Genomic DNA, 25,752 nt, shown 5'->3' on the forward strand with positions numbered 1-25,752 from the left:
TCTTCCTTCAGGTGACCCGGGCGCGGGTCTTGAATTCGGGTTTGTCCCAGGTGCCGTAGTCCATGATCCGCGCCAGCACCGAGACCGCGCGGGCCACGTCGTCCTCGTCGATGTAGAGCGGCGTGAAGCCGAAGCGCAGGATGTCGGGGGCGCGGAAGTCGCCGATCACGCCCTCGGCAATCAGCGCCTGCATGATGGCATAGCCTTCGGGATGACGGAAGCTGACCTGCGATCCCCGCATCAGATGTGATCGGGGCGTGGCCAGTTGCAGCATGGGCGCGCGCGCCTCCACCCCCTTGATGAACTGGTCCTGCAGGCGCAGCGATTGCGAATGGACCTCGCGCAGGTCGATGCCCTCCCAGACATCCAGCGCGGCCTCGAGCGCGGCGAGTTGCAGGACGGGCGGGGTGCCGACGCGCATCCGCTCGATCCCCGCGCCGGGGCGGTAGGACAGGTCGAAGGCGAAGGGTGCCTCGTGGCCGAGCCAGCCGGACAGCGCGGGCCGGGCGGTATCCGCGTGGCGGGGCGCGACGTAGATGAAGGCCGGGCCGCCGGGGCCGGAGTTCAGGTACTTGTAGGTGCAGCCCACCGCGAAATCGGCCTTCGCGGCGGTCAGGTCCACCGGGATCGCGCCGGCGCTGTGGGCCAGGTCCCAGACGGTCAGCGCCCCCATCTCGTGCGCGCGGCGGGTGATCTCGGCCATGTCGTGCCGTCGGCCGGTGCGGTAATCGACCTCGGTGATCATCGTGACGGCAACGGTCTCGTCGATGGCGGCCAGCACCTCTTCGGGCGCGACGGACTTCAGCCGGTATTGCCCGCCGAGCGTGCGGCACAGCCCCTCGGCCATGTAGAGGTCGGAGGGGAAGTTGCCGGTGTCGGACAGGATCACCCGCCGCTTGGGGTTCATATCCAGCGCAGAGGCGAGCGCCTGATAGACCTTGATCGACAGCGTGTCGCCCATCACCACGGTGCCGGGGGCCGCGCCGATCAGCCGGGCGATCCGGTCGCCGACACGCGAAGGCTGCGCCATCCAGCCCGCCCTGTTCCAGCCGCGGATCAGCATCTCGGCCCATTCCTCGCGCAGCACCTGCTCCATCCGCCCGGGCACGTCGCGGACCATCGGGCCCAGCGAGTTGCCGTCCAGATAGACGACGCCCTCGGGCAGGTGGAAACGGGCCTTGGTCGCGGCGAAGTCGATGGGCATGGCGGGTTCCTTCGGGAGATATGCCCCGTATTGGCGCAGAGGCGGAAAAATTTCAAGCTTGAAATGATCGGGGTTGCACTCGGACCCGCCCGGCAGGAGAGTCCGGCCATGAACATCGCGTCGATCATGGAGGAAGATGCCGGGCCGCGGCCCGACCCGCGCGCGCCGGGGATCGTGCGCCTGCGCCAGGCGGTGCGGGCGCTGTTCCGCGCGGTCGTCGGCGAAGAGGCGATGATCCTGCGCGTGGACCGAGGCCGCAAGGTGATCCGCGGCGGGATCGCGGTCGAGGCCGAGGCGGGCGCGCTGGTGCTGATCCCGGCGGGGCTGGCGCTGGATGTCGAGAACCACCCCGCACCGGATGGACCCTATCGGGCGACGGGGCTGCTGGTCGGGCCGGGCGTTGCGGTCCCGCGCGGCGAGGGCGTGCGCTGGCAGACCCGCGATCCGCGCGCCCTGGCGGCCTTCGACCGCGCGCTCGACCTGGCGCGGCGTCCGGCGGTGCCCGAGGCGATCCGCGATCACGCGGTTGCCGAGGTGCTGTTGTGGCTGGACACGCTGGGGCTGCGGCTGCCGCCCCTGGCCGCCGAGACGGTAGCCGCGCGGGTGGGCCGTCTGGTCGCCGGGGCGCTGGCGCGGGACTGGACGGCGGCCGAGGTCGCCCGGTCGCTGGGGATGAGCCCGGCGACGCTCCGCCGCCGGCTGGCCGAGGAGGGGACGGGTCTGGCCGCGATCCTGACCGGCTTGCGGATGAACCGGGCGCTGGGGCTGTTGCAGGCGACCGACCTGCCGGTGGGCGTGATCGCCGCCGAGGTCGGCTATGCCTCGGCCTCGCGCTTCGCGGTGCGGTTCCGCGCGCGGTTCGGCCTGGCGCCACGCGCGATCCGGGGGGATGAGCGGATCGGCACCGACTCTGATCGGCCCGGCACGGACGCGGGTGCGAAGGCGGGGCAGGCTGTCGGAACCTGAAAGGAGAACCGACATGACCCCTCGCCTGACCCTGATCCTGGCCCTGATGGCCGCCCCTGCCCATGCCGAACTGGTGCTGACCTCGCCCGATTTCGCCGAGGGCGGCAGCCTGCCCGAAGCGCAGGTGCTGAACGGCTTCGGCTGTTCGGGCGCCAACCTTTCGCCCGCCCTGGCCTGGTCGGGCGCGCCGGAGGACACGAAGAGCTATGTCCTGACGCTGTTCGACCCGGACGCGCCGACCGGATCGGGCTGGTGGCACTGGACGGTGGCCAACATCCCGGCCGAGGCGACCGGCCTTGCCGCCGGCGCGAGCCCCGCGGGTCTGCCTGCGGGTGCGGTCGAGGGCCGCACCGATTTCGGCACGCCGGGCTATGGCGGAGCCTGCCCGCCGGAAGGCGCGGGCGCGCACCGCTATGTCTTCACGCTTTACGCCATGCCCGAGGCCGCGCTGTCGGTGGACGGCGAGACCTCGGGCGCGATGGTGGGTTTCCTCGCCAATGCCATGGCGCTGGAGCGGGCAGAGCTGACCGTGACCTACGCCCGTTAGGCTTGCACCCCGCGCGCGGCTCTGGTCTATCTCGGGCGCAAGGGAGGTCTCCTTGCGTCCGATCCTGCAGGCCATCGACATTCCGCCCAGCTGGCTCGCGCTGCACATCGCGGCGGCCTGGGCCATTGCGCGCGTCTTGCCCCTGTCTTTCGGTGCTGCGGGCCGCGTGCTGGGGCCGGCGCTGGTCGGCCTCGGCCTGCTTCTCATGGCGGCGGCGGTCCTGCAGATGGCGCTGGCCCGGACCACGGTGATCCCGCGCCGCAACCCCTCGGCCCTGGTGACCGGAGGGGTCTTTTCCGTATCGCGCAATCCGATCTACCTGGCCGACGCGCTGATCCTTCTGGGCGCGATCCTGTGGCTGGACGCGGTGCTGGCGCTGCCGCTGGTCGCGGTGTTCGTCTGGCTGATCCAGACCCGCTTCATCCGCGACGAGGAGGCCCGGCTGGCCGCCGGATTCGGGCCGGAGTTCGACCGCTGGGCTGCGCGGACAGGTCGCTGGTTCGGGCGGAAAAGTGGGGTTTGAAATAATGTTGCGCAATGTTATGTGCGTCGGGTCAGATTCTGACCGCGCAAGCCAGAACGGGGGACGAGGGTGAAGATAGGCGCTTTGACAGAGGTGTTCCCGGGCGAGAACCGGGTGGCGATGACGCCGGAGTCGGCCACGCAGCTGGCCAAGCTGGGTCACACCGCCTGCATCCAGGCGGGCGCGGGCGCCAGGGCCGGTTTCTCGGACGCGGCCTATGCGGCGGCCGGCGTCGAGGTGCTGCCGGATGCGGCCTCGGTGATCAAGGCGGCCGACGTGATCGTGAAGGTGCGCGGGCCGGATGCGAAGGAACTGGCCTCGCTGCAGGACGGGCAGACGCTGATCAGCTTCTTCTGGCCCGCGCAGAACCCCGAGCTCTTGGAGGCGGCGGCGAAGAAGAACCTGACCATCGTGGCGATGGACATGGTGCCGCGGATCAGCCGCGCGCAGAAGATGGACGCGCTGTCCTCGATGGCCAATATCGCCGGCTACCGCGCGGTGATCGAGGCCGGGAACAACTTCGGCCGCTTCTTCACCGGGCAGGTGACGGCGGCGGGCAAGGTGCCCCCGGCCAAGGTGCTGGTCGTGGGTGCGGGCGTGGCGGGTCTGGCGGCGATCGGGACCTCGGTCAGCCTCGGCGCGATCGTCCATGCCTTCGACGTGCGCCCCGAAGTGGCCGAGCAGATCGAATCGATGGGCGCGAACTTCGTGTTCCTGGAATTCGAGCCGACCCAGGACGGGGCGGCCACGGGTGGCTATGCGGCCCCCTCCAGCCCCGAGTTCCGCGAAAAGCAGCTGGCCAAGTTCCGTGAGCTGGCGCCCGAGATGGACATCGTCATCACCACCGCCCTGATCCCCGGCCGGCCCGCGCCGAAGCTGTGGACCGAGGACATGGTGAAGATGATGAAGCCCGGGTCCGTGATCGTGGACCTCGCGGCCGAACGCGGCGGCAACTGCGACCTGACGGTGCCGGACCAGAAGATCGTCACCGACAACGGCGTCACCATCATCGGCTACACCGACTTCCCCAGCCGGATGGCGACGCAGGCCTCGACGCTTTATGCCACCAACATCCGCCACATGCTGGCCGACCTGACGCCCAAGAAGGACGGGGTCATCCTGCACAACATGGAGGATGACGTGATCCGGGGCGCCACGGCGGCGCACATGGGGGCGGTGACCTATCCGCCGCCGCCGCCCAAGGTGCAGGCAATTGCCGCGGCCAAGCCCAAGGAAAAGCCGAAGGAACTCACGCCCGAGGAACGCCGCGCGCAGGAGGTCGCCGCCTTCAGGGCGCAGACCCGCAGCCAGGTGGGGATGCTGGTCCTCGGCGGCGGACTGATGCTCTTGGCGGGGCTCTATGCTCCGGCCAGCTTCATGAGCCATTTCATCGTCTTCGTTCTGGCGGTCTTCGTGGGCTTCCAGGTGATCTGGAACGTCTCGCATTCGCTTCACACGCCGCTGATGGCGGTGACGAATGCGATTTCGTCGATCATCATCCTGGGCGCGCTGATGCAGATCGGGTCGGGGTCCTTCCTCGTGATCCTTCTCGCCGCGCTGTCGGTCTTCATGGCCGGGATCAACATCTTCGGTGGCTTCATGGTCACCCGGCGCATGCTCGCCATGTTCCAGAAATCGTAAGGGGGCAGACATGGCTTACGGATTCACCACTGCGGCCTATGTCGTCGCCGCTGTCCTCTTCATCCTCTCGCTGGGCGGGCTTTCGGGTCAGGAAAGCGCCAAGCGCGCGGTCTGGTACGGCATCTTCGGCATGGCGCTGGCGGTTGCGGCCACGCTCTACGGCCCCGGCGCGGGCCTCTGGTGGCTGTCGGTCGTCCTGATCCTGGGCGGTGGCGCCATCGGCTGGGTCGTGGCGCAGCGCGTGCAGATGACCGAGATGCCGCAGCTTGTCGCCGCGATGCACAGTCTCGTGGGCCTTGCGGCGGTGTTCATCGGCTTCAACACCCATATCGAGCTGATCCGCATCGGGGCCATGGACGAGGCCGCCCGCGCTGCGCTGACCGGCTTTGCCGGGACGATCGCGCACAAGACCGGGGCCGAGGTGACGATCCTCAGGATCGAGACCTTCCTCGGCGTCTTCATCGGCGCCGTCACCTTCACCGGATCGGTCATTGCCTTCGGCAAGCTGGCGGGCAAGGTGGATAGCAAGGCGGTGAAGCTGCCGGGCGGGCACCTGCTGAACGCGGGCGCGGCGCTCTTGTCGCTGGTCCTGCTGGTCGTCTATCTGCAATCCGGCTCGACGCTGGCGCTGATCGTGATGACGCTGGCGGCCTTCTTCATCGGCTACCACCTGATCATGGGGATCGGCGGGGCGGACATGCCGGTCGTCGTCTCGATGCTGAACAGCTATTCGGGCTGGGCGGCGGCGGCGATCGGCTTTTCGCTGTCGAACGACCTGCTGATCGTCGTCGGCGCGCTGGTGGGCTCTTCGGGGGCGATCCTGTCCTACATCATGTGCAAGGCGATGAACCGGTCGTTCATCAGCGTGATCCTTGGCGGCTTCGGCAACACCACCGGCCCGGCGATGGAGGTCACGGGGGAACAGATCGCCATCGACGCCGAGGGCGTGGCCGCGGCGCTGAACGATGCCGACTCGATCATCATCGTGCCGGGCTACGGCATGGCGGTGGCGCAGGCGCAGCAGTCGGTCTCGGAACTGACCCGCAAGCTGCGCGCCAAGGGCAAGAACGTCCGCTTCGCCATCCACCCGGTCGCGGGGCGTCTGCCGGGGCACATGAACGTGCTCCTGGCCGAGGCGAAGGTGCCTTACGACATCGTTCTGGAGATGGACGAGATCAACGAGGACTTCCCCGAAACCGACGTGGCCATCGTCATCGGGTCGAACGACATCGTGAACCCCGCCGCGCAGGAGGATCCGAACAGCCCCATCGCCGGCATGCCGGTGCTGGAGGTCTGGAAGGCCAAGCAGGTCTTCGTGTCCAAGCGCGGGCAGGGGACGGGCTATTCCGGCATCGAGAACCCGCTGTTCTACAAGGAGAACACGCGGATGTTCTACGGCGACGCGAAGAAGTCGCTCGATGCGCTCCTGCCGTTGATCGACTGAGTGCCCGGATCCGCCGGCCCAAGAATTTTCGTCGAAAATTCTTGGGCTTGCGACCCGATGGTCATTCTTTCCGCGCAGCCCGCTTGCGTTCGTTCGGGTCAAGCTCGCGCTTGCGCAGGCGGATGATCTTGGGCGTGACCTCGACCAGTTCGTCGTCGTCGATATAGGCGATGGCCTCCTCGAGGCTCATCTTCACATGCGGGGTCAGCCGCACCGCCTCGTCCGAGCCGGAGGCGCGGATGTTGGTCAGCTTCTTGCCCTTCAGCGGGTTCACTTCCAGGTCGTTGTCGCGGCTGTGCTCGCCGATGATCATGCCGACATAGACCTGTTCCTGCGGGCCGATGAACATGCGGCCGCGCTCTTCCAGGTTCCAAAGCGCATAGGCGACCGAGACGCCGCTTTCGGTCGAGATCAGCACCCCCTGCCGGCGGCCCTGGATCGGGCCCTTGTGCGGCGCCCAGCCGTGGAAGATGCGGTTCAAGACGCCCGTGCCGCGGGTGTCGGTGAGGAACTGGCCCTGATAGCCGATCAGCCCGCGCGAGGGCACATGCGCCACGATCCGGGTCTTGCCGGTTCCGGCGGGTTTCATCTCGACCAGGTCGCCCTTGCGCTCGCCCGTCAGCTTGTCGATCACGGCGCCGGTGTATTCGTCGTCCACGTCGATGATGACTTCCTCGATCGGCTCATGCCGGACGCCGTCGATGTCGCGCATGATCACGCGCGGGCGCGAGATCGACAGCTCGAACCCTTCGCGCCGCATGTTCTCGATCAGCACGCCCATCTGCAATTCGCCCCGGCCCGAGACCTCGAAGGCCTCGCCGCCGGGCGTGTCTGCGACCTTGATCGCGACGTTCTGTTCGGCTTCCTTCATCAGCCGGTCGCGGATGACGCGGCTTTGCACCTTGGTTCCGTCGCGGCCCGCCAGGGGCGAGTCGTTGATGCCGAAGGTCACGGTGATCGTCGGCGGGTCGATGGGCTGGGCGGGGAGCGCGGTGTCCACCTCCAGCGCGCAGAGCGTGTCGGCGACGGTGGCCCTGGTCATCCCGGCAAGCGTCACGATGTCGCCCGCCACCGCCTCGTCGATGGGCTGCTGCGACAGGCCGCGGAAGGCGAGGATCTTGGTCACGCGGAACTGCTCCAGCCGCTCGCCGGTGCGCGACAGGGCCTTGAGCGTGGTGCCGGTGGTGATCCGGCCCGATTCCACCCGGCCGGTCAGGATGCGGCCGAGGTAAGGGTCGGCGGACAGCGTGGTCGCCAGCATCGAGAAGGGTTCGTCCTGCCGGGCCAGCTGCTTCGGTGCGGGGACATGGCGCACGATCAGGTCGAAGAGCGCCGAAAGGTCCTTGCGCGGGCCGTCCAGCTCCATGTCGGCCCAGCCCGAGCGGCCCGAGGCATAGACATGCGGGAAATCCAGCTGCTCGTCCGTCGCGCCGAGGTTGGCGAAGAGGTCGAACACCTCGTTCAGCGCGCGGTCGGGTTCGGCATCGGGCTTGTCCACCTTGTTCAGCACCACGATCGGGCGCAGACCCAGGGCGAGGGCCTTGGTCAGCACGAACTTGGTCTGCGGCATCGGGCCTTCGGCGGCATCGACCAGCAGGCACACGCCGTCCACCATGCTGAGGATCCGCTCTACCTCGCCGCCGAAATCGGCGTGGCCGGGGGTATCGACGATGTTGATCCGCGTGCCCTGCCATTCGACCGAGGTCGCCTTGGCCAGGATGGTGATCCCGCGCTCGCGTTCGATGTCGTTGGAATCCATGGCGCGTTCGGAAACCGCCTCGTTGGCGCGGAAGGCGCCGGACTGTTTCAGAAGCTCGTCCACCAGCGTGGTCTTGCCGTGGTCGACGTGGGCGATGATCGCGATGTTGCGCAGTTCCATGGGGTCCGTCCTGTAGGGTTGCGGCGGCCTTACAGGGTTTTGCGCCGGCTGGCCAGAGCCCGTCAGGCGGCGATATAGCGGTCGCGGCGGTGGTTCACGGCGAGGAACAGCGAAAAGACCGCGGCGCCGAGAAAGCTGTAGGCCAGGGTATCGAACGGCATCACCAGCGCGGCCAGCCCGAAGATCACCATGTCGGACAGAAGCTGCGCATGGCCGGCGGGAAAGCCGGCGCGGTCCTGAAGCTCGATCCACAGGACGGAAAGCCCGCCGAAGCTGCCGCCGTGCCGGATGGCCGCCAGCGCCGCGATGCCGAACAGGAGGCCGAAGAGAACGGCGGCCACGGCGGGCTCGATCCGCCCCAGCTCGACCCAGTTCGGGAGGACCGCGACCAGGGCCGAAAGGGCGGCGGTCGTGACCAGCGTCTTCAGCGCGAAGGCCGCGCCCATGCGTTTCCACGCAAGGCCGAGGAAGGGCAGGGTGACGCCGAAATAGACGGCGGTGAAGGGCAGGCCGGTCCAGTGGGCGATCAGCACCGCAAGGCCGGTGGTCTGCCCGGTGACAAAACCCATGTGGGTCAGGATGTGCATCCCGAGGGCGGCCATGGTGACGCCGAAGGCGATCCCTTGCGCGTCATCCACCGCGCTGTGGCGGGGGCGGTCGGCGATCTGGTCGGGACGGTCGGGCATGGCGGGGATCCTGCGGGTCACATAGGTCATATATCATGACCTTTACAAAGTCAATAATACTGACCTTTCTGTGGCAGTTGTAGAGTATCATCCTTTCTGCTTCGCTCGGCGCCGCCGCTATGGCACCCTGACGATGATCGCTTTGGTTCGAGGGTATTATGGACGAACGGCGCGTTGCGCTTCTTGTGGATGGCGAGAACCTCTCTGTCGAGCATGCGGGGTTCCTGATTACGACGGCCATAAAGTCCGGTGTGCTGGGTATCAAACGGGTCTACGGCGCAGTCACGCGGCTGGATGGCTGGACCTCGGCCCCGGGATTCCGGGTAGTGCATGTCCCGGCGCGAAAGGATGCGGCCGACATCGCCCTGTCGCTGGACGCACTGGAACTGGCCCTGACCCGACAAGTGGACAAGATCGTCCTTGCGACCTCGGACAGGGACATGACGCTGGTTGCGCTCCGTCTTGCCGAGTTGGGGTTTGCCGTCACCGGGATTGGCGAGGAGAAGGCACCTGAAGAATTCCGCAAGGCGTGCCGAGAGTTCGTGAAGATCCCGGTGAAGGTCAATCCTGCCGATGTCGCGAAGGCTCCGCCTTTCGATGATCGGATGTGCCAGTTCCTGAAGTCCGAAGGGGATTCTGACGGCTGGCTCTCCTTCTCAGCGCTGGGTCAGCAACGTGCCAAGACGATGGGGATTTCGAAAGCTGCTGCGGGGATCGGCAAGTCGGCGTCCTGGAGCGACTGGTTCAAGAAGCGGCCAGAGGTCTATGAAATAGAAGAGCGCGGAACCCAGTCCCGCGCCCGTCTCAAGCCAGCGAAGAAGGCTTAACCCTTCAGCGCCTTGTTCAGGTATTCGTCCACCTTCTCCAGATAGCCCATGGTGGTCAGCCACTTCTGGTCCGGCCCCACGAGAAGCGCCAGGTCCTTGGTCATGAAGCCGTCCTCGACGGTCTGGACCGTCACCTTCTCCAGCGTCGTGGCAAAGCGCATCAGCGCCTCGTTGTTGTCGAGCTTCGCGCGGTGCTTCAGGCCGCCGGTCCAGGCGTAGATCGAGGCGATGGAGTTGGTGGAGGTCTGCTTGCCCTTCTGGTGCTCGCGGTAGTGGCGGGTCACGGTGCCGTGGGCGGCTTCGGCCTCGACGATCTTGCCATCGGGCGTCATCAGGACCGAGGTCATCAGGCCGAGCGAGCCGAAGCCCTGCGCCACGATGTCGGATTGCACGTCGCCGTCATAGTTCTTGCAGGCCCAGACATAGCCGCCCGACCATTTCAGCGCCGAGGCCACCATGTCGTCGATCAGCCGGTGTTCGTAATGCAGGCCCCGCTTCTTGAACTCCTCGGCGAATTCCTCGTCGAAGACCTTCTGGAAGATGTCCTTGAAGCGGCCGTCATAGGCTTTGAGGATGGTGTTCTTCGTGGAGAGATACACCGGCACGTTGCGCACCAGGCCATAGTTCAGCGAGGCCCGGGCGAAGTCGGTGATCGAGTCGTCGAGGTTGTACATCCCCATGTAGACCCCGGCCGAGGGGGCCGAATAGACCTCCTTCTCGATCACGGTGCCGTCGTCGCCGACATACTTCATCGTCAGCTTCCCCTTGCCCGGGAACTTGAAGTCGGTCGCGCGGTACTGGTCGCCGAAGGCGTGGCGGCCGACGACGATGGGCTGCGTCCAGTGCGGGACAAGGCGCGGGACGTTCTTGCAGATGATCGGCTCGCGGAAGATCACGCCGCCCAGGATGTTGCGGATCGTGCCGTTGGGGGACTTCCACATCTGCTTCAGGCCGAATTCCTCGACCCGGGCCTCGTCGGGGGTGATGGTCGCGCATTTCACGCCGACGCCGTACTGCTTGATGGCGTTGGCCGCGTCGATGGTGACCTGGTCGTCGGTGCGGTCGCGCTCCTCGATCCCGAGGTCGTAGTATTTCAGATCGATGTCGAGATAGGGCAGGATCAGCTTCTTCTTGATGAAGTCCCAGATGATCCGGGTCATCTCGTCGCCGTCGAGCTCGACGACGGGGTTCTCTACCTTGATCTTCGACATGCGCGGCCTCCTGTGGATTCGGTTGCCGGGGTCATAGCGGAAAAGCGCGGGCTTGGGAAGGGCGGTATGCGATTGTATACCGAAATGGGGCAGGCCGCTCGTCGATGACTTCGTCACTCCTCGCTGGGGTGCCCCCCGACGAGACGCCGAAGGCGCACGAGGGGGTCAGCCGAACCAGGGCCGGGCCTTTTCCCTGACCCACTCCCAGAGCGCCGGCGCGCCCTTGGCGATCTTGCTTCCGACGCGGGTCTCAAGCTGGTCGAAGGTGACATTGTAGGTCGCCCATGTGCCACCCCCCGACATCAGGTTCGCCATCACCGGCTGCACCCGGTCGAGGCTCTTGGCAAAGCGGGCGTCGGGGGTATCGGCGGCCTCGAACTCTTCCCAGAGCGCGCGCAGGTCGTGCCGCAGGTCATCGGGCAGGAGGCCGAAGATCCGGTCGGCGGCCCTGGCCTCGGCGGCCTGGGTCTCGACGCTGGCATGGGCCTGGCCGTTCTGCGCATGGATCGGCACGTCGCCCACGTCGATTTCCACCAGGTCGTGGATCAGCAGCATGCGGATGACCCGGTCGATGTTCACGCCCGGCCCGGCCTGGTCGGCCAGCACCAGCGCGTAAAGCGCCAGGTGCCAGGAATGTTCGCCCGAATTCTCCGGCCGCGAGCCATCGACAAGCGTCGTCGCGCGCATGACGTGCTTCAGCCGGTCGGCCTCATTGAGAAAGGCGAACTGGCGCTCCAGCCGGTCGCTCAATGGCCCATGCCGCCGAAATCGACCGGAGCCTCGGGGGCCTCCTCGATCTCGCCGCGCTTGGCGGCCAGCGCCTTCTCCAGGAACTCGCGGCCCCGGCGTTCGGCCAGCCGCACGCGGACCGCGGTCATGTAGGCCTCCTGGAAGGTGGGCGAGGCCGCCATCAGCACCTTGGCCACCTTCTCGTAGAAGCGGTCGTCGCCAAGCTCCTGCTCGGCGGCCAGCACGTCGTCGGCCAGCTGGTCGGCCATTTCCTGCAAGCTGGCCATCAGCGGGTCGCCTCCGTCATCCTCCGGCGGACATAGTCGGAGACCGTCTGGATCATCGGCTTCATGTGCGCCTCTTCGTCCTTGAAGAAGTGATCCGCGCCCTCGATCTCGGCATGGGTGATGGTGATGCCCTTCTGCTCGTGCAGCTTGGATACCAGCGTCCGGATGTCCTTGGGAGGGGCCACCTTGTCGGCGGTGCCGTTGATGATGAGCCCCGAAGACGGGCAGGGGGCGAGGAAGGAGAAGTCGTAGAGATTCGCGGGCGGCGCGACCGAGACGAAGCCGGTGATTTCGGGGCGACGCATCAGAAGCTGCATGCCGATCCAGGCGCCGAAGGAAAACCCGGCCACCCAGCACTGCTTGGAGTTCTGGTTCATGGCCTGAAGGTAGTCGAGCGCCGATGCCGCATCGGAAAGCTCGCCGATGCCCTGGTCGTACTCGCCCTGGCTGCGCCCCACGCCCCGGAAGTTGAACCGCAGGACGGTGAAGCCCAGGTTGTAGAATGCGTAGTGCAGGTTGTAGACGACCTTGTTGTTCATCGTTCCGCCATAGGCGGGATGCGGATGCAGCACGATGGCGATCGGCGCGTCGCGGTCCTTCTGCGGATGGTAGCGGCCTTCCAGACGTCCGTCGGGGCCGGCAAAGATCACTTCGGGCATTGCACTCTTCTCATGCGGGAGCGCGCGATTTCTTGACGCTTTCGCTCGGCTAAACTAGAACCGTTCTAAAGCGGGCCCCGGTCACCAAGTGCCGCGGCCCGGCTTTTCGGGGCCTGACTGAGGTAATGCGCGTCAGGCGCGGCGTCAATGCGGTTGCGGTTCCCCGGGGCGGAACGGGAGGCACGGGATGAAGCTTTCGACCAAGGGGCGCTATGCGATGGTGGCGCTGGCCGACCTGGCGCTGGCGCAGGGCGACGATCTGGTCTCGCTGGCAGCGATTTCCCGGCGGCAGGACATCAGCCTGCCCTATCTCGAGCAGCTCTTCGTCAAGCTGCGCCGCGCGGGCCTGGTCGAGGCGGTGCGCGGGCCCGGCGGCGGCTACAAGCTGGCGCGCAGCCCCAACGAGATCCGCATTTCCGAGGTGATGCAGGCGGTGGAGGAAACCGTCGATGCCATGCATACCGGCGCCGGGGCCAGCGGGGCCCTGTCCGGCACCCGGGCGCAGTCGCTGACCAATCGGCTGTGGGAAAGCCTGTCGGCCAATGTCTATGTCTTCCTGCACCAGGTCCGGCTTTCGGATGTGGTGCAGAACGATCTGACACCCTGTCCCGCCGTCCCCTCGCTGTTCCGCGTGGTGGACGAGGAATGACGCGGGTCTACCTCGACTGGAACGCCACCGCCCCCCTGCGGCCCGAGGCGAAGGCAGCGATGATCGCGGCGATGGACCTGGTGGGGAACCCCTCGTCGGTCCATGCCGAAGGCCGGGCGGCCAAGGCGCTGATGGAGAAGAGCCGCGCAAGGATCGCGGCGGCGCTCGGGGCGGACGGGGCGGACATCGTCTTCACGAGCGGGGCGACCGAGGCGGCGGCGCTGGCCTGTGCGGGCCGGGGGCTGGTCTGCGCGCAGGTGGAACATGATGCGGTCGCCGCCTGGTGCGACGCCAGCCTGCCGGTGGACGGGCAGGGCAGGGTGACGGTGGCCGACCCGGCGCGGACGGCGCTGCAACTGGCCAACAGCGAGACCGGGGTGCTTCAGGACCTGCCGCAGGGTCTGGCGGTCAGCGACCTGACGCAAGCCTTCGGCAAGCTGCCGCTGGCCTTCAACTGGCTGGGTTGCGACATGGGGCTGATCTCGGCGCACAAGCTCGGCGGGCCGAAGGGCATCGGCGCGCTGGTCGTCCGGCAGGGCATCGAGGTGCCCGCCCAGTTGAAAGGCGGCGGGCAGGAGATGGGCCGCCGCGCCGGGACCGAGAACCTGATCGGCATCGCCGGTTTCGCCGCCGCCGCCGAAGCTGCTGCGCGGGACCTTGCCGGCGGGGTCTGGGACGAGGTCGCCGAACTTAGAAATATTCTAGAATCGCAGTTGTCGGCCGCGGCAAATGAGACTATTTCTGTCGGGAATGGTGTGCCCCGCCTGCCGAACACCCTCTGCCTGATCGCTCCGGGCTGGAAGGGCGAGACGCAGGTGATGGCGATGGACCTGGCCGGATTCGCGGTTTCCGCGGGCTCGGCCTGTTCCAGCGGCAAGGTGCGCGCCAGCCGCGTCCTGACCGCGATGGGCTTTGATGCGGCCCTTGCGGGCCAGGCGATCCGGGTCTCGATCGGCCCGGGGGTGACACAAGACGAGGTGCTGCGGTTCGGCGATGCCTGGACCAAGGCCTATGCCAAGGCCCGCGCGCGGGCCGCCTGAGGGGATGATGCCGATGACCGCCGCACTGGACACTTCCGAAGCCGTCGAGATCCGCGAAGGCGTGGACCGCGAGACGATCGAGACCGTCCAGGCGATGGCCGGCAAGTACAAGTACGGCTGGGAAACCGAGATCGAGACGGAATATGCGCCGAAGGGGCTGAACGAGGACATCGTGCGGCTCATCAGCGAAAAGAACGGCGAGCCGGACTGGCTTCTGGACTGGCGGCTTGCCGCCTACCGGCGCTGGGTCCGGATGGAAGAGCCCCGCTGGGCGATGCTGAACTACCCGGAAATCGACTACCAGGACCAGTACTACTACGCCAAGCCGAAGAGCATGGCGCAGAAGCCGAAGTCGCTGGACGAGGTCGATCCGAAGCTGCTGGCGACCTATGCCAAGCTGGGGATTCCGCTGAAGGAACAGATGCTTCTGGCCGGAGTCGAAGGCGAGGCGGAACCCCGCAAGGTGGCTGTCGATGCCGTCTTCGACTCGGTGTCGGTCGGCACCACCTTCAAGGCGGAACTGGCCAAGGCCGGGGTGATCTTCTGCTCGATCTCGGAAGCCGTGCGCGAACACCCGGAGCTGGTGAAGCAGTATCTCGGCAGCGTGGTCCCGCCCACCGACAACTTCTTCGCCACGCTGAACAGCGCTGTCTTCTCCGATGGCTCCTTCGTCTATATCCCGAAGGGCGTCCGCTGCCCGATGGAACTGTCCACCTATTTCCGCATCAACGCGGAAAACACCGGCCAGTTCGAGCGCACCCTGATCGTGGCGGACGAGGGCTCCTACGTCAGCTACCTCGAAGGCTGCACCGCGCCCAAGCGCGACACCAACCAGCTGCATGCCGCCGTGGTGGAAATCGTCATCCTGAAGGATGCCGAGGTGAAATATTCCACCGTCCAGAACTGGTATCCGGGCGACGAGAACGGGGTGGGGGGTATCTACAACTTCGTCACCAAGCGCGCCGATTGCCGGGGCGACCGGGCCAAGGTGATGTGGACTCAGGTCGAGACCGGATCGGCGATCACCTGGAAATACCCCTCCTGCATCCTGCGCGGGGATGACAGCCAGGGCGAATTCTACTCCATCGCCATCGCCAACAACGCCCAGCAGGCCGATACCGGGACCAAGATGGTCCACCTCGGCAAGCGGACGAAGTCGCGGATCGTGTCCAAGGGCATCTCGGCGGGTCGGGCGCAGAACACCTATCGGGGGCTGGTCAGCATGCACCCCAAGGCCAGGGACAGCCGCAACTATACCCAGTGCGACAGTCTCCTGATCGGCGACAAATGCGGGGCGCATACCGTGCCTTACATCGAAGTGCGCAACAATTCCTCGCGCGTCGAGCATGAGGCGACCACCTCGAAGGTGGATGACGACCAGCTGTTCTACTGCCGCTCGCGCGGGATGGACGAGGAAGAGGCCGTGGCGCTGGTGGTGAACGGCTTCTGCAAGGAGGTCCTGCAAGCCCTGCCGATGGAATTCGCGATGGAGGCGCAGAGCCTGGTCGCGATCAGCCTGGAAGGCTCGGTCGGCTGACCGGCGCATGGAACGGGCTGCACCACATATCGGCCGGAGCGAGGGCCGCCCGCCGCAGGTCTGCCGGGCCGGGGACGGGACGATCCTTGCGGGGGACGCGCGCATGCAGGATGCCGATGGGGACGAGGGCGCACCGGGTTTCGAGCTGACCTTCGACGATGCCGAGGCCGAATTCCTCGCCCGCGCCTATGCCGGTGCCGGGACGATCCTGGAATACGGCAGCGGCGGGTCCACCGTGCTTGCGGCCGAGCTTGGCGCCCGGGTCTTTTCGGTGGAAAGCGACCGCGACTGGGCGGCGCGGCTGGCCGGGCATGTCGCGCCGATCTCGGACCGGGTGCAGGTGCATTGGGCCGACATCGGCCCGACCGGGGACTGGGGCGCGCCGCTGAAATCGCGCGAGCACCGCAAGTTTCATGGCTATGCGCTGTCGGTCTGGGACCGGCCGGATTTCGTGCAGCCCGACCTCGTGCTGATCGACGGCCGTTTCCGCTGCGCCTGCCTCGTGGCGGTGATGCTGCGCACGACCCGGCCCGTCAGCGTGCTTTTCGACGACTATGCGCGCCGCCGCTACTACCACGGCGTGGAACGGCTGGCGCGGCTGGAGGAACTGGTGGGCCGCATGGCCCGCTTCACCGTCACCCCCGGCGCGATCCCGTCCGAGATGGTCACAGAGGCCATCGGCTGGTTCACCGATCCGCGCTGAGGCAGAAGGATAGAAAGATGCTTGAAATCAAGAACCTGCACGTCAAACTTGAGGAAGAGGACAAGGTGATCCTGCGCGGGGTCGATCTGAAGATTGGCCCGGGAGAGGTGCACGCGATCATGGGGCCGAACGGCTCGGGCAAGTCCACCCTGTCCTATGTCCTGTCGGGCCGCGACGGCTATGAGGTGACCGAGGGCTCGGCCACGCTCGACGGGCAGGAACTCTTGGAGATGGAGCCCGAGGAGCGCGCCGCGGCGGGCCTGTTCCTGGCCTTCCAGTATCCGGTGGAAATTCCCGGCGTCGGCAACATGACCTTCCTGCGCACGGCAGTGAACGCGCAGAGGAAGGCGCGCGGGGAAGAGGAACTGAGCGCGGGTGATTTCCTGAAGATCGTGCGCGAGAAGGCCAAGACCCTGAAGATCGACGCCGAGATGCTGAAGCGCCCGGTCAACGTGGGCTTTTCCGGTGGCGAGAAGAAGCGCAACGAGATCCTGCAGATGGCCATGCTGGAACCCCGCATGTGCATCCTGGACGAAACCGACTCTGGCCTCGACGTGGATGCGATGAAGCTGGTCTCGGACGGGGTGAACGCGCTGCGCGACGGCAAACGGTCCTTCCTCGTCATCACGCATTACCAGCGGCTTCTGGACCATATCAAACCCGATGTCGTGCACATCATGGCGGGCGGTCGCATCGTCAGGACCGGAGGACCGGACCTGGCGCTCGAGGTCGAACAGAACGGCTATGCCGACATCCTGAACGAGGTGGGCTGATGGCGCTGCCGAAGGCGAAGGAAGATGCCCTGGCCGCGCGGCTGGCGGCCCTGCCGGCGGTCGAGGGCAAGGGCTGGCTTGCCGCCGCGCGCTCCGAGGCGCTGGCGCGGCTTTCCGCGATGGGCTTGCCCGGGCGGCGCGACGAATACTGGCGCTATACCGACCCCGCCAGCCTGAACGCGCCCGAGGCCCCGGTGGCGCGGCGCTTCGATGCCTCGGACGAGGCGGCGCCCTTCGACGGGATCGACCGGGTGAGGCTGGTCTTCGTCGATGGCGTGTTCGATGCGGCGGCCTCGGACGACCCGGCGCTCGCCGGCGTCACCATCGAGCGGCTGGCCGAGGCGGGAAGGCGCGACATCCACTGGGCGCAGGGCCTTTACGGCGTGCTCGAGGCGCGGGGCCAGACCCCGGTCGCCCGCCCCTTCGCGGCGCTGAACACGGGGTTCGCGAGCGACGGGGTGCTGATCCATGTCACCGGACGGGCGGCCAAGCCTGTTTCGCTGGTTTATGTCCATGAAGCAGAGACTTCGGACGCGATCCTGCACCATTGCGTGAAGCTCGACCCGGGCGCCGAGCTGACGCTTCTGGAAAACGGCCCGGCGGCGGCGCGGTTTTCCAAGGTGCTGGAGGTCGAGGTCGCCGAGGGCGCCCGGTTCCACCACATCCGCCTTCAGGGCCGCGACCACGAACGCCGCGCGGTGACCCACATCTTCGCCCGGCTGGGCGCGGGGGCGGAGTTCCGGTCCTTCACGCTGACGGCGAACGGCCGGCTGACGCGGAACGAGGCGGTGGTGGAGCTCGCCGGCGCCGAGGCGCGCGCCCATGTCGCCGGGGCGGCGGTCGGGGATGGCGATTTCCACCACGACGACACCGTGTTCATCACCCATGCCGCCGAGGCTTGCGAAAGCCGGCAGGTGTTCAAGAAGGTGCTGATGAACGGGGCCGTCGGCGTCTTCCAGGGCAAGATCCTGGTCAAGCCGGGCGCGCAGAAGACCGACGGCTACCAGATCAGCCAGAGCCTCCTTCTGGACGAGGACAGCCAGTTCCTCGCCAAGCCCGAGCTGGAAATCTACGCCGACGACGTGAAGTGCAGCCACGGCTCGACCAGCGGCGCGATCGACGAGACCGCGCTCTTCTACCTGCAGTCGCGCGGCGTGCCGCGGCGGACGGCGCAGGCGCTGCTGGTGCTGGCCTTCCTCGCCGAGGCGATCGACGAGGTGGCCGACGAGACCATCGCCGAGGACATCCGAGCCCGGCTGGAACGCTGGCTCGCGCGGCACGGGTCCAGGGGGTAGGGCGGCGGATGGCGGTCACGACCGATCTGGTGGCCACCTGGGCCCGCCCGCGCCAGGTCCTGCGCCAGCTTCTGGCGCGGGGCCAGTCAGAGCCGTTCGCGCTGTCGCTTCTCCTCGTGTTCCTGATCCTTGCCTTCATCGGCCAGTGGCCCGGCGCCGCGCGCGCGGCCTTTCTGGCCGGCGAGCCCTCGGCCTGGCCGCGCATCCTGCCCACGGCCTATGGCCTTCTGGCGGCGATCCCTTTCCTTTACGGGCTCGCGGCACTCGGCCATCTGGCCGCGCGCGCGATGGGCGGGCAGGGCTCCTGGTATGGCGCGCGGGTGGCGCTGTTCTGGGCGCTGGCCTGCGTTGGCCCGCTGATCCTGTTGCAGGGGCTGGTCGCGGGGATGATCGGCCCCGGTCCGGCCCTTAACGCGGTCAGGCTGATCGTCGGCCTGGCCTTCCTGTGGCTCTGGGCCACGCTTCTGCACGAGGCCGAACGCGGATGACCCTGACCGACCGCCTGATCCAGCTCGCGCGGCTGACGCTGGAGGATCCCCGCGCCGCCACCCGCGCGCTTCTGTCCGAGGGCGTGCCGATGCCGGCGCGGACCGCGGGCCTTCTCCTGGTCGCGGTGGTCTCGGCGCTTCTCGCCAGCCTGCAACTGGGGCTGAACCCCCAGCCGATGGACCCGATCAGCGCCTTCATGCTGGCCAGCCCCTTCCGCGCGGCGGTGGTGCAATGGGTCTTTCTTGCGCTGTCCGTGTTCCTGATCCACCGGGTCGGCCGGGCCTTCGGCGGACGCGGCTCCTTTGCCGACTCGCTCCTCGTCGTCGTCTGGCTGCAAGTGCTGATGCTGGTCGTGCAGGCGCTGCAACTGGTTGCGGGCATCCTGATCCCGCCGCTGGGCGGGCTGATCGGGCTGGCCGGCTTTGTCCTCTTCCTGTGGCTGATGACCTGCTTCATCGCCGAACTGCACGGATTTGCCTCGCGCGGGAAGGTGTTCCTGGGCATGGTCGTCACCGCCTTCGCCGCCGGGATGGTCCTGGGGCTGGCGGCCATGCTGATCGTCGGGCCGGAGGCCTTCATCCCCGATGTATGACATTCAGAAGATCCGCGCCGATTTCCCGATCCTGTCTCGGGAGGTGAACGGCAAGCCCCTGGTCTACCTGGACAACGGCGCCTCGGCGCAGAAGCCGCAGGTGGTGATCGACGCGGTGACGCGGGCCTATTCCCACGAATACGCCAATGTCCATCGCGGGTTGCACTATCTGTCGAACCTCGCCACCGAGAAATACGAGGCCACCCGCGGCATCATCGCCCGCTTCCTGAACGCCCGGTCGGACGAAGAGATCGTCTTCACCACCGGCACGACGGAAGGGATCAACCTGGTCTCCTACGCCTGGGCGGCCCCGCGCCTCGGGCCGGGCGACGAGATCGTGCTGTCGGTGATGGAGCATCACGCCAACATCGTCCCCTGGCATTTCCTGCGCGAACGGCAGGGGGTGGTGCTGAAATGGGTCGAGGTCGATGCCAACGGCGACCTCGATCCGCAGGCGGTGCTGGCGGCCATCGGGCCGAAGACGAAGCTTGTCGCCGTCACCCACATGTCGAACGTGCTCGGCACCGTGGTCGATGTGGCCGCGATCTGCCGCGGCGCGCGGGAAAAGGGCGTGCCGGTCCTGGTGGACGGGTCGCAGGCCGCCGTCCACATGCCGGTCGATGTCCAGGCCATCGGCTGCGATTTCTATGCCGTGACCGGGCACAAGCTATACGGGCCAAGCGGTTCCGGGGCGATCTTCATCCGCCGAGAACGCCAGGCCGAGATGCGCCCCTTCCTCGGCGGCGGCGACATGATCCGCGAGGTCACGCGCGACAGCGTCACCTGGAACGATCCCCCGATGAAGTTCGAGGCCGGAACCCCCGGCATCGTGCAGCAGATCGGTCTCGGCGTGGCGCTGGACTATCTGATGGGCCTCGGCATGGCCAACATCGCCGCGCATGAACGGACCTTGCGCGACTATGCCCGCGCGCGGCTTTCGGGGCTCAACTGGCTGAACGTGCAGGGGAATTCGGCGACGAAGGGGGCGATCTTCAGCTTCACCCTGCAGGGCGCGGCCCATGCCCACGACATCTCGACCATCCTCGACAAGCGCGGCATCGCCGTGCGCGCGGGCACCCATTGCGCCATGCCGCTGATGGAGCATCTGGGCATCACTGCCTCGTGCCGGGCCTCCTTCGGGCTTTACAACACGGTCGAGGAGGTGGACGCGCTGGTCTCGGCGCTCGAGCTTGCCCACGAACTTTTCGCGTGACGTCGGTCCGCCATTGAAACCCCCCGCGCCATCCGCTAAGGACGGCGCAGGCACCCGTAGCTCAGCTGGATAGAGTGCTGCCCTCCGAAGGCAGAGGTCACAGGTTCGAATCCTGTCGGGTGCGCCAGTTCCCTTTCAGTCGGAAATCCGGTGGTAGTCCGTCACCATGTCGGGCAGGCCGCGCATCGGCAGGATTGTCTGCAGGCTGTCGCCGGTGCAGACGTAGCGCAGCGACATCGACCCGCCAGGCGGGGCACCGGCCGGCAACTCGCCGCTGCCCTCGGGCATGTTGCCCCTGACCCGGCCGGTCATTCCGCCCCCCGCCTCGGTGCAGAGGTTCAGCTGCCCCCCCTCGGCCGACCAGCCGCCCATGGCCCCGGTGAGCGTGCCCTCGCCCTCCCACAGGATGTCGCGGCGGTCCTCTGTCAACGAGACCCGGAAGGACGAGGTGCCGAACACCCCGTCGCCGCGAAAGCTGACGTGGCGATCGCCCGCATGCTCCGCCCGTGCGGCAAAGCCTTGCGCGCGCATCCATTCCGCCGGGCCGCCGCCCGTCATCTCCCAGGTGCCGACCAGGCACGCGTCCAGCGCGTCCGACCCCAGGCAGGGCGCGCAGCTGCGCCGTCGCTCTGCCGTCAGCCCGCCATCGGCCGCTTCGACCGGCAGTGCCGCCAGCCGCCACGCGGCCGCCGCGCCGCCCTCGCGGGTGTCGAGTTCCTCGGGCAGGGCGCCCCAGTCGCCCTCGGCCTTCCAGGTCAGGCCCGGCGGGGCAGGTCGGGGCTGGTTGCCCCAGACCCCGCAGGCATAGTCCGCCCGGCCCAGCGTCAGGGTGAAGGCATCCATCGGCAGCGCGTGCCGTCCGGCCGCCGAGATGTCCAGCACCGTGCCCTCGGGCGGGGTCGAGGCCAGCGCGCCGCCCTGCGGATGGCGGATCCGGCCATCGGCGTAGGCCTCGGCAAAGTCCTGCCAGTCGCCTGCCGGCATTGCGGCGCGCATCGCCGCCTGCTGGGCCGCCGCGCCGCCGGCATCGGCCATGGCCTCCTGAAAGGGCATCAGTGCCGCCAGCCCGCCCCGGCCCTGCATCAGCCAGTAGAAGAAATGCACCGCCTCATGCGCCATGTCGTTCAGCGCCACCCGTGCCTCGACCGCCGCGTCGAAGGCGCCGCCCCGGTCGGTGTAGGGGGCACTTTCGGGAATGGCCGCGGCGGCGAAGGCCTCGGCCGCGCCCTCGATCCACCAGGCGCCGCCAGAGGTGTAACTGTCGTATTTCGGTCCGGCATAGGTCGCCGCCTGCACGCAGTGGAAGATCTCGTGCGCCACCGTCACCGGCATCGAGCCGTCCGTCGCCGCCCCGGCCAGCCCGTAGAGCGTGATCAGACATTCCGCCCCCCGTGCCGGGTCGGGCGTGCCAAGGGTGACGCCCAGCACCTCGGCCGCGCCGCTGCCGTGGTGGGACAGGTCGGTGCCGGGGTGCACATCGTCCAGGACCAGGATCGTGATGTCCTCGACCCGGAACCGGCCCAGCCCGGCAAAGGCCTGCCCGGCCAGCCGCGCGCCGCGTTCGACCTCGGCCGCCAGTGCCGGCGGCACCGCCCAGTCCGCCGCCGCATCCGCGATGCCGCGGATCAGGCGCGGGCCATCCGGTGTCGGCACCTCGAAGCGGAACAGTTCCACACAGGTCAGATCGCGGGCCGTCGGCGCATCGGCGAAGGCGGCCAGATAGCCCGGCGCCGAACAGTCCCCCACCTCGGCCCGGGCCGGCAGGGCAGGCAGCAGGACGGCGGCAATGAACGGAGTCAGGCGCATCGGAACTCCTCGGAACCCGGGCAAGCGTTCCAGCGCAAGCGCCGCCTGTCAACGGCCATGCCCCGGCACCGGCTTGAAAGTCGCCGCACTTTGCAGTCTGGTCCGCGACGAAGAGGACTGACATGCCGCGCCCCCCCCTGGCCCTGCTCGCCGGTCTTGCCCTGGGCAGCCTGGGCGGGGCGGTGTTCTACCTGCTGTCGCTGCCCCTGCCATGGATGCTGGGGGCGCTCTTCGCCACCATGACCGCTGCGGTGGCCGGGGCACCCATCCGGGGACCGGTGGGTCTGCGCCCGGCCATCGTCGCCGTGATCGGCGTGCTGCTCGGCTCTCGCTTCACGCCCGAGATCCTCGGTCAGGCCGGGCAGACCGCGCAGACGCTGGCGATCCTCCTCGTCTATCTCGTCGCCGTCGCTGCCGTTGTCGTGCCCTTCTACCGGCTGGTCGGAAGGCAGGACTGGACCACGGCCTATTTCGCCGGCATGCCGGGCGGGCTGTCCGAGATGATCGAGTTCGGCGAGGCCCGCGGCGCGGATGTGCCGGCGATCGTGCTGGCCCATTCGCTGCGCATCGTCGTGACCATCGCACTGATGGCCTTCCTGTTCCGCGTGGTCCTCGGCCATGATGTCGGCCGGACCGTGCCGACCGCAGGCGGCCCGCTCGGGATCGCCGACATCGCGCTTCTGGCCGGGTCGGCGCTCCTTGGCGCGGCTCTCGGCATCCGCCTGCGCCTGCCCGCGCCGACCTTCCTCGGCCCGCTGATCCTCTCGGCGCTCGTCCATGTGACCGGGCTGACCGAAAGCGCGCCGCCGCCCCCGCTGGTCGTCGCCGCGCAGGTGCTGCTCGGCACGATCCTCGGGTGCCGGTTCGTCGGGATCGCGCCGGCGTTGCTGGCCCGGGCGGGGCTCCTCAGCCTTGGCGCCACGGTGTTGACGCTCGCGCTTGCTCTGGTCGCCGGGCTGGCGATGCGGGCCGGGGCAGGGGTCGGCCTCGACCAGGCGCTGCTCTCGCTCGCCCCCGGCGGGTTGACCGAGATGGGGCTCATCGCGCTCGCCATCCAGGCGGACGTGGCCTTCGTCGCGCTGCACCATGTGGTGCGCATCCTCGTCGTGATCGTGCTGGCGCCCATGGCAGCCCGCCTGCTGCCCGACCGGGCCTGAAGCCACGGCCTGCCGAGCTGATCGTCGGGCCGGACCCTTGCCTTCTTGCAAATGCTTCTCATTTACATTCTAATGCAGCCTGACCCTCGGGATCATCATGCCCTCGCTTCGCCCTCTGCTACTGGCCGTTCTGGCGCTGGCCCCTCTGCCGGCCCTTGCCGAGTCTCCGCTCAAGGTCGTCACCACCTTCACCGTCATCGCCGACATGGCCCGCAACGTCGCGGGCGAGGGGGTGGAGGTCGTCTCGGTCACCAAGCCGGGGGCCGAGATCCACGGCTATGAGCCCACGCCCCGCGACATCGTCGGCGCCTCCGACGCCGATCTGGTGCTGCGCAACGGCCTCGGCCTCGAACGCTGGTTCGAGCAGTTCCTGTCGAACCTCGGCGAGGTCCCCTCGGCCACACTCAGCGACGGGATCGAGCCGATCTCGATCACCGGGGGCGACTATGACGGGCGCCCCAACCCCCATGCCTGGATGAGCGTGGACAACGCCCTCATCTACGTTGACAACATCGCCAAGGCGCTTTCGGGCATCGACCCGGAGAATGCCGCGACCTATGCCGCCAATGCCGCCGCCTACAAGGACCGGCTGCGCGCCGCGCTCGAGCCGCTGAAGGCCCAGATCGCCGCCCTGCCGGAAGACCGCCGCTGGCTCGTCACCTGCGAGGGCGCCTTCAGCTACCTTGCCCGCGACCTGGGGCTGAAGGAGCTTTACCTCTGGCCGATCAACGCCGACCAGCAGGGGACACCGCGGCAGGTTCGCGCGGTGATCGACGGCGTGCGCGCGCACGCCATTCCGGCCGTGTTCTGCGAAAGCACCGTGCCCTCCGACCCGGCCGAACAGGTCGCCCGCGAAACCGGGGCGGCCTTTGGCGGGGTGCTCTACGTCGACAGCCTCTCGGCCCCCGAGGGGCCGGTGCCGACCTATCTCGACCTCCTGCGGGTCACGACCGAAACCATCGTCCGGGGCCTGACCGCCGGGAACTGAGGGCATGATGCGCGACATCTCCGCGACCGAGGGCATCTTCGCCGAGGGCGTCACCGTCACCTACCGCAACGGTCTGACCGCCCTGACCGACGCCAGCTTCGCCATCCCGACCGGCACCATCACCGCGCTGGTGGGGGTGAACGGGGCGGGCAAGTCCACGCTCTTCAAGGCGATCATGGGCTTCGTGCCGCTCGCGCGCGGCACGATCCGCCTTCTCGGCCTGCCCGTGCGCGAGGCGCTGCGGCGCAACCTCGTGGCCTACGTTCCCCAGGCCGAGGAGGTGGACTGGTCCTTCCCGGTCCTCGTCGAGGACGTGGTGATGATGGGCCGCTACGGCCACATGGGGATCCTGCGCCGTCCCTCGGCCACCGACCGCGCCAAGGTTGACCAGGCGCTCGCGCGGGTCGGCCTCTCAGACCTCCGCCACCGCCAGATCGGCGAATTGTCCGGCGGCCAGAAGAAGCGCGTCTTTCTCGCCCGGGCCCTGGCGCAAGAGGGGCGGATCATCCTTCTCGACGAACCCTTCACCGGCGTCGATGTCACGACCGAGGAACAGATCATCGCCCTCCTGCGCGACTTGCGAGACGAGGGGCATGTGATGCTGGTCTCGACCCACAACCTCGGCTCGGTGCCCGATTTCTGCGACCGTACCGTGCTGGTGAAGGGCACGGTCCTCGCCCATGGCCCGACCGAGACCACCTTCACCCGCGCCAACCTGGAACGCGCCTTCGGCGGAGTGCTGCGCCACTTCACGCTCGGCGGCAGCGACCTGCACGACGATGACGACAGCCGCGAGGTCTCGATCCTGACCGACGACGAACGCCCCTTCGTCCAGTATGGCCGGAAGGGCGCGACATGACCCCCGCATTTGCCCTTTGCCCAAATACTCCCGCCGGAGGCCGTGCCG

General features: G+C 67.9%; 26 protein-coding genes and 1 tRNA gene. 19 read left to right on the top strand and 8 right to left on the bottom strand.

The annotated features are described in order from the left end of the window. Positions 1–7: 7 nt before the first annotated feature. Entirely contained in the window at positions 8–1,204 is a 1,197-nt protein-coding gene (gene kynU, locus FL625_RS00740) for a kynureninase (protein ID WP_149586723.1), read from the bottom strand. A gap of 108 nt (positions 1,205–1,312) precedes the next feature. Here kynU and FL625_RS00745 point away from each other — a divergent pair, with 108 nt between their 5' ends. From FL625_RS00745 to FL625_RS00765, 5 genes are all read left to right on the top strand, one after another. Further along, positions 1,313–2,170: a helix-turn-helix transcriptional regulator gene (locus tag FL625_RS00745; protein WP_160147706.1), complete on the top strand. Its 858-nt coding sequence runs from the start codon at positions 1,313–1,315 to the stop codon at positions 2,168–2,170. A 13-nt stretch (positions 2,171–2,183) separates the two neighbouring features. Continuing rightward, a complete protein-coding gene (locus FL625_RS00750; RefSeq protein ID WP_149586725.1) occupies positions 2,184–2,717 on the top strand; it encodes a YbhB/YbcL family Raf kinase inhibitor-like protein in 534 nt (177 codons plus the stop codon). Positions 2,718–2,769: 52 nt separating this feature from the next. Further along, positions 2,770–3,240 carry a methyltransferase family protein gene (locus tag FL625_RS00755; RefSeq protein WP_354001239.1) on the top strand — a complete coding sequence of 157 codons (471 nt, stop codon included), beginning with the start codon at positions 2,770–2,772 and terminating at the stop codon, positions 3,238–3,240. A gap of 69 nt (positions 3,241–3,309) precedes the next feature. Next, a complete protein-coding gene (locus FL625_RS00760) occupies positions 3,310–4,881 on the top strand; it encodes a Re/Si-specific NAD(P)(+) transhydrogenase subunit alpha (RefSeq protein ID WP_149586726.1) in 1,572 nt (523 codons plus the stop codon). Positions 4,882–4,891: 10 nt separating this feature from the next. Beyond that, complete coding sequence (locus tag FL625_RS00765) at positions 4,892–6,325, top strand: NAD(P)(+) transhydrogenase (Re/Si-specific) subunit beta (protein WP_149586727.1); 1,434 nt, start codon at positions 4,892–4,894, stop codon at positions 6,323–6,325. 61 nt (positions 6,326–6,386) lie between these two features. Here the strand turns inward: FL625_RS00765 and typA are convergent, their stop codons facing one another. Both typA and FL625_RS00775 read right to left on the bottom strand, forming a co-directional pair. Continuing rightward, a complete protein-coding gene (gene typA / locus FL625_RS00770; RefSeq protein ID WP_149586728.1) occupies positions 6,387–8,204 on the bottom strand; it encodes a translational GTPase TypA in 1,818 nt (605 codons plus the stop codon). Between the two features lie 62 nt (positions 8,205–8,266). Next, complete coding sequence (locus FL625_RS00775; protein WP_235019270.1) at positions 8,267–8,920, bottom strand: YitT family protein; 654 nt, start codon at positions 8,918–8,920, stop codon at positions 8,267–8,269. Between the two features lie 128 nt (positions 8,921–9,048). Between FL625_RS00775 and FL625_RS00780 the strand changes: the two genes are divergently transcribed. Beyond that, positions 9,049–9,717, top strand: a complete 669-nt coding sequence (locus tag FL625_RS00780; protein ID WP_149586729.1) for an NYN domain-containing protein — start codon at positions 9,049–9,051, stop codon at positions 9,715–9,717. Here FL625_RS00780 and FL625_RS00785 read toward each other — a convergent pair. From FL625_RS00785 to FL625_RS00800, 4 genes are all read right to left on the bottom strand, one after another. Then, complete coding sequence (locus tag FL625_RS00785; RefSeq protein ID WP_149586730.1) at positions 9,714–10,928, bottom strand: NADP-dependent isocitrate dehydrogenase; 1,215 nt, start codon at positions 10,926–10,928, stop codon at positions 9,714–9,716. The two genes, FL625_RS00780 and FL625_RS00785, sit on opposite strands and share 4 nt — an antisense overlap. Positions 10,929–11,093: 165 nt before the next feature. Continuing rightward, the gene (locus FL625_RS00790; RefSeq protein ID WP_149586731.1) at positions 11,094–11,678 is read right to left on the bottom strand and encodes an HD domain-containing protein; all 585 of its coding nucleotides are present in this window, start codon (positions 11,676–11,678) and stop codon (positions 11,094–11,096) included. Continuing rightward, on the bottom strand, positions 11,675–11,944 hold the full coding sequence (locus tag FL625_RS00795; RefSeq protein WP_149586732.1) for a hypothetical protein: 270 nt from the start codon (positions 11,942–11,944) through the stop codon (positions 11,675–11,677). Before FL625_RS00795 ends, FL625_RS00790 begins: the two co-directional genes overlap by 4 nt. Then, positions 11,944–12,603: an alpha/beta hydrolase gene (locus FL625_RS00800; RefSeq protein WP_149586733.1), complete on the bottom strand. Its 660-nt coding sequence runs from the start codon at positions 12,601–12,603 to the stop codon at positions 11,944–11,946. Before FL625_RS00800 ends, FL625_RS00795 begins: the two co-directional genes overlap by 1 nt. A 187-nt stretch (positions 12,604–12,790) precedes the next feature. Here FL625_RS00800 and iscR point away from each other — a divergent pair, with 187 nt between their 5' ends. From iscR to FL625_RS00850, 10 genes are all read left to right on the top strand, one after another. Continuing rightward, entirely contained in the window at positions 12,791–13,252 is a 462-nt protein-coding gene (gene iscR, locus FL625_RS00805) for a Fe-S cluster assembly transcriptional regulator IscR (RefSeq protein WP_149586734.1), read from the top strand. After that, positions 13,249–14,292, top strand: a complete 1,044-nt coding sequence (locus tag FL625_RS00810) for a cysteine desulfurase family protein (RefSeq protein ID WP_149586735.1) — start codon at positions 13,249–13,251, stop codon at positions 14,290–14,292. Before iscR ends, FL625_RS00810 begins: the two co-directional genes overlap by 4 nt. Positions 14,293–14,305: 13 nt before the next feature. Continuing rightward, positions 14,306–15,829, top strand: a complete 1,524-nt coding sequence (gene sufB / locus FL625_RS00815) for a Fe-S cluster assembly protein SufB (RefSeq protein WP_149586736.1) — start codon at positions 14,306–14,308, stop codon at positions 15,827–15,829. Positions 15,830–15,932: 103 nt separating this feature from the next. Beyond that, positions 15,933–16,532, top strand: coding sequence for a hypothetical protein (locus FL625_RS00820; RefSeq protein ID WP_149587136.1), 600 nt, complete (start codon positions 15,933–15,935; stop codon positions 16,530–16,532). A 17-nt stretch (positions 16,533–16,549) separates the two neighbouring features. Beyond that, a complete protein-coding gene (gene sufC, locus FL625_RS00825) occupies positions 16,550–17,305 on the top strand; it encodes a Fe-S cluster assembly ATPase SufC (protein ID WP_149586737.1) in 756 nt (251 codons plus the stop codon). Beyond that, entirely contained in the window at positions 17,305–18,600 is a 1,296-nt protein-coding gene (sufD, locus tag FL625_RS00830; RefSeq protein ID WP_149586738.1) for a Fe-S cluster assembly protein SufD, read from the top strand. Before sufC ends, sufD begins: the two co-directional genes overlap by 1 nt. An 8-nt stretch (positions 18,601–18,608) precedes the next feature. Further along, on the top strand, positions 18,609–19,088 hold the full coding sequence (locus FL625_RS00835) for a YIP1 family protein (RefSeq protein ID WP_149586739.1): 480 nt from the start codon (positions 18,609–18,611) through the stop codon (positions 19,086–19,088). Further along, positions 19,085–19,681, top strand: coding sequence for a YIP1 family protein (locus tag FL625_RS00840; protein WP_149586740.1), 597 nt, complete (start codon positions 19,085–19,087; stop codon positions 19,679–19,681). The genes FL625_RS00835 and FL625_RS00840 overlap by 4 nt, the downstream gene beginning before the upstream one ends. Next, a complete protein-coding gene (locus tag FL625_RS00845; protein ID WP_149586741.1) occupies positions 19,674–20,894 on the top strand; it encodes a cysteine desulfurase in 1,221 nt (406 codons plus the stop codon). The genes FL625_RS00840 and FL625_RS00845 overlap by 8 nt, the downstream gene beginning before the upstream one ends. Before the next feature lie 50 nt (positions 20,895–20,944). Then, positions 20,945–21,021, top strand: a tRNA-Arg gene (locus tag FL625_RS00850). Positions 21,022–21,029: 8 nt separating this feature from the next. Here the strand turns inward: FL625_RS00850 and FL625_RS00855 are convergent. Continuing rightward, positions 21,030–22,700, bottom strand: coding sequence for a hypothetical protein (locus tag FL625_RS00855; protein WP_149586742.1), 1,671 nt, complete (start codon positions 22,698–22,700; stop codon positions 21,030–21,032). 122 nt (positions 22,701–22,822) lie between these two features. Here FL625_RS00855 and FL625_RS00860 point away from each other — a divergent pair, with 122 nt between their 5' ends. From FL625_RS00860 to FL625_RS00870, 3 genes are all read left to right on the top strand, one after another. Beyond that, positions 22,823–23,857, top strand: coding sequence for an AbrB family transcriptional regulator (locus FL625_RS00860; RefSeq protein WP_149586743.1), 1,035 nt, complete (start codon positions 22,823–22,825; stop codon positions 23,855–23,857). Between the two features lie 97 nt (positions 23,858–23,954). Continuing rightward, complete coding sequence (locus FL625_RS00865) at positions 23,955–24,845, top strand: metal ABC transporter substrate-binding protein (RefSeq protein ID WP_149586744.1); 891 nt, start codon at positions 23,955–23,957, stop codon at positions 24,843–24,845. Between the two features lie 7 nt (positions 24,846–24,852). Beyond that, complete coding sequence (locus FL625_RS00870; protein ID WP_290426954.1) at positions 24,853–25,704, top strand: manganese/iron ABC transporter ATP-binding protein; 852 nt, start codon at positions 24,853–24,855, stop codon at positions 25,702–25,704. Positions 25,705–25,752: the final 48 nt, after the last annotated feature.

Source organism: Tabrizicola flagellatus, assembly GCF_008271465.1.
Lineage (GTDB): Bacteria > Pseudomonadota > Alphaproteobacteria > Rhodobacterales > Rhodobacteraceae > Tabrizicola > Tabrizicola flagellata.

Bases quoted from the DNA above. Each gene is read 5' to 3' on its own strand.
- kynU (WP_149586723.1), bottom strand. From the start codon at position 1,204: ATGCCCATCGACTTCGCCGCGACCAAGGCCCGTTTCCACCTGCCCGAG.
- FL625_RS00745 (WP_160147706.1), top strand. From the start codon at position 1,313: ATGAACATCGCGTCGATCATGGAGGAAGATGCCGGGCCGCGGCCCGAC.
- FL625_RS00750 (WP_149586725.1), top strand. From the start codon at position 2,184: ATGACCCCTCGCCTGACCCTGATCCTGGCCCTGATGGCCGCCCCTGCC.
- FL625_RS00765 (WP_149586727.1), top strand. From the start codon at position 4,892: ATGGCTTACGGATTCACCACTGCGGCCTATGTCGTCGCCGCTGTCCTC.
- typA (WP_149586728.1), bottom strand. From the start codon at position 8,204: ATGGAACTGCGCAACATCGCGATCATCGCCCACGTCGACCACGGCAAG.
- FL625_RS00775 (WP_235019270.1), bottom strand. From the start codon at position 8,920: ATGACCTATGTGACCCGCAGGATCCCCGCCATGCCCGACCGTCCCGAC.
- FL625_RS00780 (WP_149586729.1), top strand. From the start codon at position 9,049: ATGGACGAACGGCGCGTTGCGCTTCTTGTGGATGGCGAGAACCTCTCT.
- FL625_RS00785 (WP_149586730.1), bottom strand. From the start codon at position 10,928: ATGTCGAAGATCAAGGTAGAGAACCCCGTCGTCGAGCTCGACGGCGAC.
- FL625_RS00795 (WP_149586732.1), bottom strand. From the start codon at position 11,944: ATGGCCAGCTTGCAGGAAATGGCCGACCAGCTGGCCGACGACGTGCTG.
- FL625_RS00800 (WP_149586733.1), bottom strand. From the start codon at position 12,603: ATGCCCGAAGTGATCTTTGCCGGCCCCGACGGACGTCTGGAAGGCCGC.
- iscR (WP_149586734.1), top strand. From the start codon at position 12,791: ATGAAGCTTTCGACCAAGGGGCGCTATGCGATGGTGGCGCTGGCCGAC.
- FL625_RS00810 (WP_149586735.1), top strand. From the start codon at position 13,249: ATGACGCGGGTCTACCTCGACTGGAACGCCACCGCCCCCCTGCGGCCC.
- sufB (WP_149586736.1), top strand. From the start codon at position 14,306: ATGACCGCCGCACTGGACACTTCCGAAGCCGTCGAGATCCGCGAAGGC.
- FL625_RS00820 (WP_149587136.1), top strand. From the start codon at position 15,933: ATGCAGGATGCCGATGGGGACGAGGGCGCACCGGGTTTCGAGCTGACC.
- sufC (WP_149586737.1), top strand. From the start codon at position 16,550: ATGCTTGAAATCAAGAACCTGCACGTCAAACTTGAGGAAGAGGACAAG.
- sufD (WP_149586738.1), top strand. From the start codon at position 17,305: ATGGCGCTGCCGAAGGCGAAGGAAGATGCCCTGGCCGCGCGGCTGGCG.
- FL625_RS00835 (WP_149586739.1), top strand. From the start codon at position 18,609: ATGGCGGTCACGACCGATCTGGTGGCCACCTGGGCCCGCCCGCGCCAG.
- FL625_RS00840 (WP_149586740.1), top strand. From the start codon at position 19,085: ATGACCCTGACCGACCGCCTGATCCAGCTCGCGCGGCTGACGCTGGAG.
- FL625_RS00845 (WP_149586741.1), top strand. From the start codon at position 19,674: ATGTATGACATTCAGAAGATCCGCGCCGATTTCCCGATCCTGTCTCGG.
- FL625_RS00855 (WP_149586742.1), bottom strand. From the start codon at position 22,700: ATGCGCCTGACTCCGTTCATTGCCGCCGTCCTGCTGCCTGCCCTGCCG.
- FL625_RS00860 (WP_149586743.1), top strand. From the start codon at position 22,823: ATGCCGCGCCCCCCCCTGGCCCTGCTCGCCGGTCTTGCCCTGGGCAGC.
- FL625_RS00865 (WP_149586744.1), top strand. From the start codon at position 23,955: ATGCCCTCGCTTCGCCCTCTGCTACTGGCCGTTCTGGCGCTGGCCCCT.
- FL625_RS00870 (WP_290426954.1), top strand. From the start codon at position 24,853: ATGCGCGACATCTCCGCGACCGAGGGCATCTTCGCCGAGGGCGTCACC.